The sequence below is a fragment of the Stenotrophomonas sp. YJH_SMC_32 genome, from assembly GCF_059369975.1.
In genome coordinates this window covers 1-13,084 of record NZ_JCAFTE010000003.1, presented here as the reverse complement: position 1 = coordinate 13,084, position 13,084 = coordinate 1, and the positions used below count along the sequence as shown (strand labels likewise).

The window sequence follows — 13,084 nt, the reverse complement described above, 5'->3', positions numbered from 1 at the left end:
CCCGCTCGACGAAGACGCCCTCTGGCGTCTTTCCGTGCCCAGGAGTAAACGATTACATGCAGGACACCGCACTCACCGCCCCCAACGCCGAGATCCGTCGCGCCGGGGTCGATCTCAATGGATTGATGACGGTGCTGGGCAAGCACCTGTATTCCACCCCGGTGGTGGCGCTGCGTGAGCTGGTGCAGAACGCGCATGACTCGATCATCCGCCGCCGCATCGAGCAGCCCGGTGTTGACGTGCCTTCGCGCATTTCGGTGCAGGTTGATGCCGGTGCCGGCGTGCTGCGCATCACCGATACTGGGGCCGGCCTGACCCGCCAGGAGATCCACGATTACCTGGCCACCGTCGGCGTCGGCTACACCCGTGGCCTGCGCCAGGGCGGTGAGGACGATGAAGGGCTGATCGGCATGTTCGGCCTCGGCTTCCTGTCGGCCTTCGTGCTGGCGCGCCGGGTCAGTGTGCGCACCACTTCGTACCAGGCGCCGGATCTGGGCCATCTGTACGTGTCCAGCAACGCCGAGCAATACACCGTCAGCGAAGTGCCTGCACGCGCGGTCGGCACCGAGGTGGAGCTGGAGCTGCATCCGGACTTCCTGCCGCTGGCCAACGAGGCGCGCCTGCATGAGGTGCTGGGCCGCTACTGCGCGTTGCTGTCCGAGCCGATCTTCATCGGTGCTGCGGGCGAGGCGCTCAATCCCGAGCCGCCGCCGTGGCGCGGCCAGGGGGATGTCGCCGTGCATCCGGTGCAGGCGCGTCGGCAGGCGCTGCAGTTCGCCGCGCGGTTCGAGCACGATTTCGAACCGATCGTCACCGTGCCGCTGCGCGCCGATGGCAACAGCGATGCCACTGGCCTGCTGTGGGTGCAGGATGGCGCCACCTATGGCACCAGCGACAACCGCAACCTGTCGGTGTTCGTGCGTGGGATGCTGCTGGATGACGACGCGCGCGACCTGTTGCCGCCGTGGGCCGGATTCATCGGCGGAGTGATCGAATCCTCGCGGTTGACGCCCACCGCCAGCCGCGAAGACCTGCAGCGCGATGACCAGTACCGCGCGGTGCAGCATGCACTGCTGGAGGCGCTGATCGACGGCCTGGCCGACGTTGCGAAGCAGCAACCGGAAGCCTGGCGGCGCGTGCTGACCCGCCACAACGAGGCCCTGCTGGGTGCGGCACTGTGCGATGAGCGCCTGTTCGAACTGCTGATGGAGCATGTGCGGGTACCGACCTCGCAGGGCGACCTGCCGGCCAGTGCGCTGCCGGCGCGCGGTGCCGTGCATGTCATCCTCGACAACGGCGGCGGCTTTGAAGAGATGCTGTTCCGTGCGATGGGCGTACCGGTCGCGCATGGCCATCGCTACGCGGTGGTGCCGTTCCTGCGGCGCTGGGCCCAGGCCAAGGGCCTGCGCCTGGTCGAGCTCGGCACCGAGCAGGGCAACCGCGCACTGTTCCGCAGTGATGACAGCCTCGACGAGGCGCAGCTGGCGTGGCTGCGCGAACAGCTGGGCGACGGCGAGCAGCTGCTGCCCGCACGTTTCAGCCCGGAGGCGCTGCCGGTGGTGGTGGTGCCCGACCGCGAGGCCGAGCTGAAGCAGCGGCTGGAAGACGACGAGAACGACAAGCGCGTCTCGATGGCCGCGCTGCGCCTGGCGCGCCAGTTCACCGCGCGCATCGAATCGCGCGCACCGTCGCGGCTGTATCTCAATCTCGACAACCCGGCGGTGCAGGCACTGCTGCGCGCCCAGCGCGAGGGCCACCCACAGGCCGAGGCTGCGGCGCGCCTGCTGCGCTCGCTGAAAGTCATCGTCGCCGCGCAGGGCCGCCCGCTGGCACGCGCGACCGCTACGCCGGGCCCGGATCTCAATGGTGCCTTCACCGATATCGCCGGCGCCCTGCAGCAGATGCTGCGCTGAGCACCGCACCTTCTCATCCAGCCTTCGCTAGACAGGAGCAATTACCCCCATGGACATCTGGAACTGGGTCGAAAAGCTGCAGGGTGACCTGCGCCAGGCCGGCCAGGCGCAGAACGCGCACCTGCTGAACCGTCTCGCCGACGAGGTCAGTGAACTGCAGATCGACCGCGTCGATGCCCTGCTGCCCGAAGCACGCGCCTTGGGCAAGGCGCTGGACAACCCTTGGGTTGACGTCTATGTCGGCCACTGGGCGCTGCGCAACCGCGTCGGCAACCGCGTGGAAGGCGAGAGCGCACTCGGCGAAGCCGTAGCGCTGTTCGAGCGCGCGCACCGCGAGGACACCCTGGAATGCCCGCAGTCGATCTGCGTGACCCAGGACCTGGCCGCCTGCTACGGCAACATCGATGGCCCGGGCTGGGTGCCCGAGCGCATCGAGGTCTGCGACGAAACCCTTGGCCGCATCGATCCGAGCTGGGCCTGTTTCCAGTGCCTGAGCTGCGAGAAGGCCGATGCGCTGCTCGATGATGGCCGTGGCCAGGAGGCGCTGGATTACCTGCAGGTGCAGGCCGATGCCGTGGAAGCCTGTGGCAAGGAAGTGTTCGACAGCTTCCCCGAGATGCAGATCAAGATCCTGCTCGCTGTCGGCCGCGCCGACGAGGCACTGGCGCTGATCGAGAAGCGCGAGGCCGAAGTGGCAGCCTCCGGGGAGTACGAACCGGCCAACTGCACGGTGCCGCGTCGCTTGTCCAAGGCCTGGGCGCTGGCCCAGCTGGGCCGCGACGAAGAGGCGCTGCAGCAGCTGGTGCCGTGGAGCGAGCTGACCCCGAACTACTGGCGGCTGTGGGCAAACACCGCCGCAGCACTGTGCCAGCGTGATCCCGCGCGCAATACGTGGGATCTGGGCACGCGCTTCAACACCATCATCGAGCACTTCGCACGGGTCGGTTCGCACCGCCTGCTGATCGAAGTCGCGGCGCTGAGCCTGGAGCTGGCGCTGCAGCGTGGCGCGCGCTGGGTCGCACTGCGGCAGCTGGAACTGGCCCGCACCCATCTGGCGCAGCTGCGCCAGGATCGGGGTGCTGCGGCGCTGGTGGCAGGCCTGGCCGCGCGCATCGAGGCATTGCCGGACGTCGCGCCGCTGCCGGTGCCGGCGGGCGAGCTGCTGGCATGGCTGGACGCGCAGGGCGAACAGAACCAGTCGCGCGATCCCGAGCGCGAAGCGCAGTGGTTGCTGCAGGCGCATGCCGAGCTGCCCGATGACGAGTCGCTTGCCGAGATGGCTGCCTCCGCGCTGAATGCCTGCGGCGCGCAGGCCGAGGCGCGGTCGCTGCTGTGGCGGTTCGTACGCGGCCATACCCAGCACGATGGCCCCGCGGCCTACACGCTGATGCGCTGGCTGGCCGAACAGGGCGACGACGACGGACTGCGCCAGCTGGCCGATCTCTATCGCGGCAGCGTGCCGGTGTTCGCGCACTGGTGCGAGGTGCAGCGTGCACGCCGCGTGTCCGACTGGCCGGCGCTGGAGCAGGCGGCCCGATCGCTTCTGGAGCTGTCTCCGGGCTCGCACGGCGCGCGCGGCACGCTGGCGCGCATGTACATGGAAACCGGCCGTTTCAGCGAGGCCCAGGCCTGTTATGCACAGCTGGTGGAGCTGCTGGACGAGCCCAATGCCGCGCATTGGGACCACATGAGCGCAGCCAGCGCCGCGCGCGACTGGGACGCCGTGCGCCGCTCGGCGGCGGCGCTTGGCATGGAATTGTCCAGCCAGGACGGCGTGGTAGAGGAGCCGTGGGGCTGGGTGATCATCCGCAGCGAGGAGAACGGCGAACCGATGGAGTACTACGCCCGTCGCAGCGGTCCGGTGACCGCGCGCATCGTCGAGAACGCGCCGTCCAACCGCGCCCAGCAGGTGGGTGACTGGGTGGTGTTCGATGCCGCGCTGGTGCATCCGGCCCCGGAGGAGGAGGAAGCACGCGAGCATTTCATCCCGACCTATGCGCAGGTGCATGTACTGGAGCGCGGCGGTTTCGCCCGCAGCTGGATGATCGATGGCGCGCACCCGGGCGAAGAGGCCTGGAATGCCTTCGTCGAGGCGGCCGAGGCACAGGGCTGGAAGGTGTGGTCACACAGCCGGCCGGACTACACCGTCACCGACCCCGATGTGGAAGAGGGTACGCTGCCCGGCCTGCTGTTCACCGTGGCCCAGCCGCAGGACCACGCACCGCTGGCACTGCACCGCTTCCTTCAGCAGCACACCGCGACGTGGCCGCATCCGCATTGCTGGCTGCGCCTGGCTGAAGCCTGTGACCAGGATCGCCAGCCGCATCTGGACGTGATCGAGCGTTACGGATTGTAGGCCGGATATCGGGTAGTGCCGGCCGCTGGCCGGCAGCACCGGGAGATCCTGTAGTGCCGGCCAGCGGCCGGCACTACCTCAGGGAAAAATACATGCGAAAGACAGGGATGTTGATGATCGCCGGGCTGCTGCTGGCCCCCACCGTGCAGGCGTCACCCGCCTGCCAGGAACCAGAGGCGGTGGCCCGCGCCTTCTACCAGGCAACGACGGGCAACGGTGATCTGCTGGAGCCACCCCCGGCCCTGGTCAGCCCTGCCTTCGGCAAGGCACTGCGTGGAGAGCGCGCCTGCCAGCAGCGCGAAGAGGGCATCTGCACCATCGATTCGGATCCGTGGCTGGATGCGCAGGACGGTGACATCGAAACCCCGGTGCGCTACAGCTGGAAGGAGGCTTCGGCCTCCGCCGGCCAGGTCGAGATGCGCTATTCGGTGTGGAAGAAGGCCTACCTGACCCGCCTGCCGATGGTGCGCCACGGGCAGGGATGCTGGCAGGTTGATGACATCGTCACCAACAGTGGTCGTTCGGTGCGGAAGATCCTGGCCCAGCCTTGACGGTAGCGCCGGTGGGTGCCGACCGTTGGTCGGCACACCGCCTATCGCGAATGCCCGAACACCAGTTCGATCACGAACTGGCTGCCGAAGAAGGCCAGCAGCAGCAACAGCATCGCCGCCAGCGTCCAGTGCACCGCCTTCATGCCGCGCCAGCCGTAGCGCCGGCGGCCGATCAGCAGCACGCCGAACACGATCCACGACAGCACGCTCAGCACGGTCTTGTGCACCAGCTTCTGCGCCAGCAGGTCGTCGACGAACAGCACCCCGGTGACCAGGGTCAGGGTCAGCAGCGCGAAGCCGACGGTGATCACCCGGAACAGCAGTGATTCCAGGTCGGCCAGCGGCGGCAGCGCGCGCAGCCAAGGCCGGAACTCGCGGCGGCGCAGGGCGCGTTCCTGCAGCCACAGCATGATCGCCAGCAGCGCGGCGATGCTCAGCGTGGCGTAGGCCAGCAGGGCCAGCCAGGCGTGGCTGGCCAGGCGCCAGCCCAGCACCTTGCTCGGTTCGTGGCCGTAACCGTGGTAGGCCAGCAGCAGCACGGCGGCCAGCGGGAACACCACCACGCCCAACGCCGACATCCGCCCGCGCGCGCCGACCAGCGAAGTCAGCCAGGCCATGCCCAGGCCGACCAGCGACAGTGCGGCGAAGAAGTGCATGTCCGGCCCGCCGTTGGTGCGCATCGCCACCATCACGTGGTAGCCGCCGTGCAGCAGCATGGCGGGCAGGGCCGGCCACAGCCAGATGGGGGAGCCGGTCGTCTCATCGCGGCCAAGCGCGCGCACCAGCAGGGCACTGGCAGCCAGGTAGAGCAGGACGGCGATGAGAACGATTGTCATCGTTGCAGTTTCGCATACCCCCGTGATGCTGGCGACGGCCCCGTGGCCGCAGTCCGGGGAGACAGCCAGACCCGTTATACTGTCTGCCTTATTGTCCCCCGCTTTCAGACAGGTTGCGCCGCATGTTCGAGTCCCTGACCCAGCGCCTTTCCGGCACCATCGAGCGCCTGCGTGGCCGCGGCCGCCTGACCGAGGAGAACATCCGCGAGGCGACCCGCGAAGTGCGCATCGCGCTGCTCGAGGCCGACGTTGCGCTGCCGGTGGTGCAGGCGCTGATCGAGCGCATCAAGGTGCGCGCGGTCGGCCAGGAAGTGCTGAAGTCGCTGACCCCGGGCCAGGCGCTGATCAAGGTCGTGCGCGACGAGCTGACTGCGGTGATGGGCGCTGAAGCCAGCGACCTGAACCTCAATGTGCCCGCTCCGGCCATCATCCTGATGGCGGGCCTGCAGGGCGCCGGCAAGACCACCACCGTGGGCAAGCTGGCCAAGCACCTGAAGGAAAAGCGCAAGAAGAAGGTGATGGTGGTCTCGGCCGACGTCTACCGTCCGGCCGCGATCGAGCAGCTGAAAACCCTGGCCGAGCAGGTGGGCGTGCTGTTCTTCCCGTCCAGTGCCGACCAGAAGCCGGAAGCCATCGTCCGCGCAGCCATCGACGATGCACGCAAGTCGTTCGTCGACGTGCTGCTGGTCGATACCGCCGGCCGCCTGGCCATCGACGAAGCGATGATGGCCGAGATCAAGGCCCTGCACGCTGCGGTGAATCCGGCCGAAACGCTGTTCGTGGTCGACGCCATGACCGGCCAGGACGCGGCCAACACCGCCAAGGCCTTCGGCGATGCCCTGCCGCTGACCGGCGTGGTACTGACCAAGACCGACGGTGACGCCCGCGGCGGCGCCGCGCTGAGCGTGCGCTACATCACCGGCAAGCCGATCAAGTTCGTCGGTGTCAGTGAAAAGCCGGAAGGCCTGGACGTGTTCCACCCGGACCGTATCGCCAGCCGCATCCTTGACATGGGCGACGTGCTGTCGCTGGTCGAGCAGGTCGAGCAGCAGGTCGACAAGGACAAGGCCGCCAAGCTGGCCGAGAAGGTCGCCAAGGGCAAGAAATTCGACCTGAACGACATGCGTGACCAGCTCGAGCAGATGCAGAACATGGGCGGCATCGGCGGCCTGATGGACAAGCTGCCGGGCCTGGGCAACATCCCCGACCATCTGAAGCAGCAGGTCAGCCAGGGCAAGGAAGTGCCGCGCATGATCGCCATCATCGGCTCGATGACCAAGAAGGAACGGCGCAATCCGAACCTGCTCAACGGCTCGCGCCGCGCGCGCATCGCCAAGGGCTCGGGCGTGACGCCGGCCGACGTCAACAAGCTGATGAAGCAGTACATGCAGATGGAAAAGATGATGAGCAAGATGGCCGGCGGTGGCATGAAGGGCATGTTGCGCAGCATGAAGGGGATGATGGGCGCCATGGGCGGCCGCGGCATGCCGTTCCGTTGATGACGGCCCCATCCGCAATCTGATGTAGCGCCCGGGCCGACGCTCGGGCGACGCCGCGCAGGCGGCGCAACGGGCCGCCGGGCAAGCTCGACGCCAGCCCCGTCCAGCGCGCACCATGGGGGCCTGTCCGAAACGATAGGCTTCCCACGCAGATGTCCGCTGTCACTTCCCGCGCCGAGGCGTTCTGCCGGCGCTTTGGCGTTTCCGTTCCGATCCTGCTGGCACCGATGGCTGGTGCCTGCCCGGTACCGTTGTCGGCTGCGCTGGCCAACGCCGGCAGCATGGGCGCAATGGGCGCGGTGCTGTCGTCGTCGGCCGATATCGGTCGCTGGATGGATGACTTCCGCGCAGCCTCCAGCGGTCCGGCGCAGGTGAACCTGTGGGTGCCGGACCCTGTACCGGCCCGTGACGTTGCCGCCGAGGCCGCCAGCCGCGCCTTCCTGGCGCAATGGGGCCCGGAGGTGCCGGCCAGCGCCGCCGAGGCCACGCCGGCCGACTTCGAGGAACAGTTTGCCGCACTGCTGGCGGCGCGTCCTGCGGTGGCCTCGACCATCATGGGCGTGCTGTTGCCGCGCCACGTGCAGCAGTTGAAGGATGCAGGCATTGCCTGGATCGCGTGCGCGACCACCTTGTCCGAGGCGCGCGCGGCACAGGACGCCGGTGCCGATGCGGTGGTGGCGCAGGGCGCGGAGGCCGGCGGCCATCGTGGTTCCTTCGATCCGGCGATGGCCGAGCGCCAGCTGGTCGGCCTGTTCGCGCTGCTGCCGCGCCTGGCCGATCACCTGCAGATTCCGGTGATTGCCGCCGGCGGCATCGCCGATGGCCGTGGTATCGCTGCCGCACTCGCCTTGGGCGCCAGTGCGGTGCAGATCGGCACCGCCTTCCTGCGCACGCCGGAAGCGGCGATCGCTTCGGCGTGGGCCGATGGGCTGGCCGCCAGCGAACCGGAAGACACCTGGCCGACCCGCGCCTTCAGTGGTCGCCTGGGCCGTGGCCTGGCGACGCCCTATGTGCGCGCCGCTGCCGCAGAAGGCGCCCCCGCGCCGCGTCCATACCCGGTGCAGCGCGGCCTGACCGCCCCGATGCGCAGGCAGGCGGCACAGGAAAATCGTCTGGCGGCGATGCAGGCCTGGGCCGGGCAGTCGGCGTGGATGGCGCCGGCGCAGCCGGCCGCCGACGTGCTGCGCGGCATGTGGGAACAGGCGCAGGCACTGCTGCCATGATGGTGAGCTGCAACGGCCGGGCGGCGCAGGTGGAAGACCTGCTGCCGGCGCTGGTGAATTACGGCCACTTCACCTCGCTGCAGGTGCGTGGTGGTGCAGTGCAGGGGCTGGACCTGCATCTGGCGCGGCTGTCACAGGCTACGCGCGAACTGTTCGGCAGCGAACTGGACACGGTGCAGGTACAGGCATGGATGGCGCAGGCATTGCAGCAGGCATTGCAGCAGTCAGGGCAGGCCGATGCCTCGCTGCGGGTGACGGTGTACTCGCGCCGCTTCGATTTCCGCAATCCGCTGGCGGCGGTGCCGGTGGACGTGCTGGTGGCGGTTTCAGCGCCGGTGACGCTGACCGTCGCCAAGCGCGTGCGCAGCGTGGCCTGGCAGCGTGAACTACCGCAGATCAAGCATGTGGGCACCTTCGGCCTGTTCGCCGAGCGTCGCGCGGCGATGGCGGAAGGATTCGACGATGCGCTGTTTGTCACCGCCGATGGCGACGTGAGTGAAGGCAGCACCTGGAACCTGGCCGTGCACGATGGTGAACGGCTGCTCTGGCCGCAGGCGCCGGCCCTGCGCGGGACTGCCGAGGCACTGCTGAAGCAGCATTGGCCGGGGCCTCAGGCCACTCAGCCGCTGCGGCTGGCCGATCTGGCCGGCGTGAAGGCGGCTTTTGCCTGCAACGCCAGCGGCCTGTGGGCGCTGGAGGCCATTGACGGGCATGTCCTGCCCGGCTCCCAGGCGCTGGCTGAACAGGGCAGGGCGGTGCTGGCGGCGGTGGCTTGGGACAAATTGGGGTCAGATCCCTTTTGCGCCGCAAAAGGGATCTGACCCCGTGAGTTCATCCCCGGGGTTGGCCCGGCCGCGATCTGCCGCTATAATCGCCCGCTTACCTCGCCATCCTGGCGACTGGGCAATAGGAAAAACACCATGGTCAAGATTCGACTGACCCGCGGCGGCGCCAAGAAGCGTCCGTTCTACCACATCATCGTCACGGACGTGCGCAGCGCGCGCGACGGCCGCAACATCGAGCGCGTCGGCTTCTACAACCCGGTCGCCCAGGGCGCCGAGAAGCGCATCGAGCTGGACCTGGCCCGCGTTGACCATTGGGTCAAGAACGGCGCCCAGCCGACCGACAAGGTCCGCAACCTGATCAAGGAAGCGACCAAGTCCCAGGCCGCTGCGGCCTGATCCTGACGGGCCACGCTTCGGCGTGGCCCTCTTGGTTGAAGCAGATGAAAGATATCGAGCGCCGCATCCTGCTGGGCAGGGTTGTCGGCGCTTTTGGTGTGCGCGGCGAGATCAAGCTCGAGTCCTGGACCGAGCCACGTTCCGCCATTTTCCGTTACCAGCCGTGGATCGTGCGCAGCCCATCCGGCGTGGAAACCACGGTTGAAGGTGTGCGCGGCCGCGACAGCGGCAAGCACCTGGTGGCCCGTTTCCCCGGGGTCGAGGATCGCGATGTGGTCGAAGCGATGCGCGGCACCGAGATCTACGTGGCCCGCAGTGCCTTGCCGCCGCCGAAGCCCGATGAGTATTACTGGGTGGACCTGGAAGGCCTGGATGTGAAGACCACCGAGGGCGTCGCCCTGGGCCAGGTCTCGCACCTGTTCAGCACCGGCGCCAATGACGTGGTTGTGGTCCGGGGTGACCGCGAGCGGATGATTCCGTTCGTGCAGCCGGACTTCGTCAAATCGGTCGATTTCGAGGCCAACCTGATCGTGGTCGACTGGGATCCCGAGTTCTGAGTGTGAGCATGCGTTTCGACGTCATCACCCTGTTTCCCGAGTTCCTCGCCCAGTCCGCTGGACTGGGCGTGGTCGGGCGCGCGCAGGAGAAGGGACTGTTCAGCCTGCATGGCTGGAACCCCCGTGATTACGCCGAAGGCAACTACCGCCGGGTGGACGACCGTCCGTTCGGTGGTGGCCCGGGCATGGTGATGCTGATCGAGCCGCTGCAGGCCTGCCTGCAGGCGATCCGAGAGGCCGATCCCACCCCGGCGCGGGTGATCTATCTCAGTCCGCAGGGCGCGCCGTTGACCCAGGCCAAGGTGCGGGAACTGGCGGCGCTGCCGCGCATGGTCCTGCTCTGTGGCCGCTACGAGGGCATCGACGAGCGTTTCCTGGAGGCCAATGTCGACGAGGAAATCTCCCTCGGCGACTACGTGCTGTCCGGGGGCGAGCTGGGCGCGGCGGTGATCATCGACGCCGTGGCCCGCCTGCAGGACGGTGCCCTGAACGATGCGGAGTCGGCGGCGCAGGACAGCTTCGAGGGCGACCTCGGCCTGCTCGACTGCCCGCATTACAGCCAGCCGGCCCAGCACCCGCTGGGGGACGTGCCGGAGGTGCTGCGCTCGGGCAACCACGCGGCCATCGCCGCCTGGCGCCGCCAGCAGTCGCTGCTCCGGACCGCCCAGCGGCGCCCGGACCTGCTGGATGAACAGGCACTGGGCAAGGCCGACCGCAAACTGCTGGAGCAGGGCCGCCAGGCCCGGAACCAGAAGGCCAGCCCCTAGCGCAGGGCTGGCTTTATCGGCTATCATGGCCAATTCCCGCCAGCCCCGGTTGGCGTGCGCAGTACCCAAAACAAACGTGCAGCACAGTCCGGTGACTGCATGAGCCCACGTTGTCGATACGACACGCCCACCCGAACAAGAATCGGTGTAACCCATGAGCAAGCTGAACAAGTCCATCGTCGCGGAATTCGAATCCGCCCAGATCACCCGCGAACTGCCGAAGTTCAGCCAGGGCGACACCGTTGTCGTCAACGTGAAGGTGAAGGAAGGCAGCCGCGAGCGCGTGCAGGCCTACGAAGGCGTCGTCATCGCCACCAAGAATGCCGGCCTGAACTCCTCGTTCACCGTGCGCAAGATCTCGCACGGCTACGGCGTCGAGCGCGTTTTCCAGACCCACAGCGCCATCATCGACTCGGTCGAAGTGAAGCGTCGTGGTAAGGTCCGCGCCGGCAAGCTGTACTACCTGCGTGGCCTGGAAGGCAAGGCTGCCCGCATCAAGGAAGACCTGGCTGCCGCTGCTGCCGCCAAGGCTGCCCGTCTGGCCGACAAGGCCTGATAAACAACTTCGGTTGTTGCCGCGACGGCCACCTTCGGGTGGCCGTTTGCGTTTCCGGCATCGCATCGGCCACGATCAGCTGATGAGCGACATCAACCCGCGCTATCCCGCCGTGATCCAGTCGGCACTGCGCTTTCTCGACGGCAAGGGGCTGGCGCGCGTGCAGTCGGCGCCGCTGCTGCATCGCCTGCTATGGCGCGTGGGCATTGCCCTGCCGCCACCGATCCTGGCTGGTTTTGGTACCAATGCGCTGGTGCAGGGCCTGTTGTTTGGGCTGTTCTGGACCGCGCTGATGTGGCTGATGCTGTGGCAGGGCAGCGAGCGCCCGCTGGCGCTGTTGCTGGTGGCCGGCCTGTCGGCTGGCGTGCTGTTCGGTATCGTGATGGCAGCGCTGATGCGCTCGCTGCGCCGCCACCGCAAGCTGCCGGACTGGCGACGGTTCCGCGCACGGCAGGCGGGCTGAGCCGATGGCGCACTGCGCCGTGACCACACGGCGGGCCCGCGCTAGGCTGCAGCTTCATCCCGATGCCCGTGCCGTGCGATGCCTGCCAAGCGAACCGCACCTTCCACTGCGCCCACGCTGCTGTCCGGTGGCAACCCGCAGATCGCCAAGGGCGAGGGCGATGCGCCGGTGCAGGCATACATCGCCGCCATGCCGGACTGGAAACGTGCGATCGGCGCGCGACTGGATGCATTGATCGAGCAGGCCGTACCTGGGGTGCACAAGGCGGTGAAGTGGAACTCGCCGATGTATGCGGTTGCGCCGGGCGAAGGGTGGTTTCTCAGCTTCCATTGCTTCACCCGCTACATCAAGGTGGCGTTCTTCCGCGGCGCGGCACTGGCGCCAGTGCCGCCCGAGCCGTCCAGGAGCGCCGATACGCGTTACCTGCACATCCCGCAGGACGGCCTGCTGGATGAGGCACAGTTCCTCGACTGGGTGCGCCAGGCCGCCGCGTTGCCCGGCGAGCGCATGTGACCCCGACCTTCTCATTCCTTTCCCGACGAGAGCTCCTGATGGCCACGCATGCCCCCAACCCGGCCGATGCCGGAACACCGGCCACCGAGTTGATCGATGCACGCATCGCCGAGTTGGCAGACTGGCGCGGTGAAACACTGGCACGCGTGCGTGCGTTGATCCATGAAGCGCTGCCCGACGTGCAGGAAACCTGGAAATGGCGGGGTACACCGGTGTGGGAGCACAACGGCATCCTGTGCACCGGCGAGACCTACAAGCAGGCAGTGAAGCTGACCTTCGCCAACGGTGCGGCGCTGGCCGATCCAAAGGGGCTGTTCAACGCAAGCCTGGACGGCAACACGCGGCGTGCGATCGACATCCATGAAGGCGCGATGCCGGATGCCGCTGCGTTCAAGGCGCTGCTGCGCGCGGCGGCGACGCTCAACGCGGCGAAGAAGAAGCGGTAGAGCCGGCCGCTGGCCGGCTGCTTTGCGATGCTTGCGGAGGGGTTTGAAGTTGCCGGCCAGCGGCCGGCACTACCGTGGTAATTCCCGGCGGCGAAGAAGCGGTAGAACCGGCCGCTGGCTGGCTGTTCTGCGATGCTTGCGGAGGGGTTTGAAGTTGCCGGCCAGCGGCCGGCACTACCGTGGTAATCCCCGGTGGCGGAGAAGCGGTAGAGCCGGCCGCTGG

Annotated in this window: 14 protein-coding genes; 13 read left to right on the top strand and 1 reads right to left on the bottom strand. The window is 67.9% G+C overall.

From position 1 onward, the window contains the following. Positions 1-56: 56 nt before the first annotated feature. The 3 genes from AC5P7S_RS06040 (at position 57) to AC5P7S_RS06030 (ending at position 4,820) form a co-directional block, all read left to right on the top strand. Complete coding sequence (locus AC5P7S_RS06040; RefSeq protein ID WP_053498505.1) at positions 57-1,913, top strand: ATP-binding protein; 1,857 nt, start codon at positions 57-59, stop codon at positions 1,911-1,913. A gap of 49 nt (positions 1,914-1,962) precedes the next feature. Further along, positions 1,963-4,269: a tetratricopeptide repeat protein gene (locus AC5P7S_RS06035; protein ID WP_095377780.1), complete on the top strand. Its 2,307-nt coding sequence runs from the start codon at positions 1,963-1,965 to the stop codon at positions 4,267-4,269. 92 nt (positions 4,270-4,361) lie between these two features. Then, positions 4,362-4,820 (top strand): YqhG/Tai3 family protein, encoded by a 459-nt coding sequence (locus tag AC5P7S_RS06030; RefSeq protein WP_095377781.1) that lies wholly within the window; start codon positions 4,362-4,364, stop codon positions 4,818-4,820. Positions 4,821-4,861: 41 nt separating this feature from the next. Here the strand turns inward: AC5P7S_RS06030 and AC5P7S_RS06025 are convergent, their stop codons facing one another. Then, positions 4,862-5,656, bottom strand: a complete 795-nt coding sequence (locus AC5P7S_RS06025) for a cytochrome C assembly family protein (RefSeq protein ID WP_005415730.1) — start codon at positions 5,654-5,656, stop codon at positions 4,862-4,864. Between the two features lie 122 nt (positions 5,657-5,778). On the opposite strand from AC5P7S_RS06025, the gene ffh reads away from it, so the two are divergent. From ffh to AC5P7S_RS05975, 10 genes are all read left to right on the top strand, one after another. Further along, complete coding sequence (ffh, locus tag AC5P7S_RS06020; protein WP_014036403.1) at positions 5,779-7,155, top strand: signal recognition particle protein; 1,377 nt, start codon at positions 5,779-5,781, stop codon at positions 7,153-7,155. Between the two features lie 152 nt (positions 7,156-7,307). Beyond that, positions 7,308-8,378: an NAD(P)H-dependent flavin oxidoreductase gene (locus AC5P7S_RS06015; RefSeq protein WP_095377782.1), complete on the top strand. Its 1,071-nt coding sequence runs from the start codon at positions 7,308-7,310 to the stop codon at positions 8,376-8,378. After that, the gene (locus AC5P7S_RS06010; protein WP_095377783.1) at positions 8,375-9,199 is read left to right on the top strand and encodes an aminotransferase class IV family protein; all 825 of its coding nucleotides are present in this window, start codon (positions 8,375-8,377) and stop codon (positions 9,197-9,199) included. The genes AC5P7S_RS06015 and AC5P7S_RS06010 overlap by 4 nt, the downstream gene beginning before the upstream one ends. Positions 9,200-9,298: 99 nt before the next feature. After that, positions 9,299-9,559, top strand: a complete 261-nt coding sequence (gene rpsP, locus AC5P7S_RS06005) for a 30S ribosomal protein S16 (protein ID WP_005415733.1) — start codon at positions 9,299-9,301, stop codon at positions 9,557-9,559. 44 nt (positions 9,560-9,603) lie between these two features. After that, positions 9,604-10,116 (top strand): ribosome maturation factor RimM, encoded by a 513-nt coding sequence (gene rimM / locus AC5P7S_RS06000; protein ID WP_005415734.1) that lies wholly within the window; start codon positions 9,604-9,606, stop codon positions 10,114-10,116. Positions 10,117-10,124: 8 nt separating this feature from the next. After that, on the top strand, positions 10,125-10,883 hold the full coding sequence (trmD, locus tag AC5P7S_RS05995) for a tRNA (guanosine(37)-N1)-methyltransferase TrmD (RefSeq protein WP_005415735.1): 759 nt from the start codon (positions 10,125-10,127) through the stop codon (positions 10,881-10,883). Between the two features lie 154 nt (positions 10,884-11,037). After that, positions 11,038-11,439, top strand: coding sequence for a 50S ribosomal protein L19 (gene rplS / locus AC5P7S_RS05990; RefSeq protein ID WP_005415736.1), 402 nt, complete (start codon positions 11,038-11,040; stop codon positions 11,437-11,439). Between the two features lie 82 nt (positions 11,440-11,521). Beyond that, positions 11,522-11,902, top strand: a complete 381-nt coding sequence (locus AC5P7S_RS05985) for a DUF6404 family protein (protein ID WP_095377784.1) — start codon at positions 11,522-11,524, stop codon at positions 11,900-11,902. A 78-nt stretch (positions 11,903-11,980) separates the two neighbouring features. Then, complete coding sequence (locus AC5P7S_RS05980) at positions 11,981-12,415, top strand: DUF1801 domain-containing protein (protein WP_065196535.1); 435 nt, start codon at positions 11,981-11,983, stop codon at positions 12,413-12,415. A gap of 38 nt (positions 12,416-12,453) precedes the next feature. After that, entirely contained in the window at positions 12,454-12,861 is a 408-nt protein-coding gene (locus AC5P7S_RS05975; protein ID WP_065178085.1) for a DUF1801 domain-containing protein, read from the top strand. The last annotated feature ends 223 nt before the right edge of the window (positions 12,862-13,084 follow it).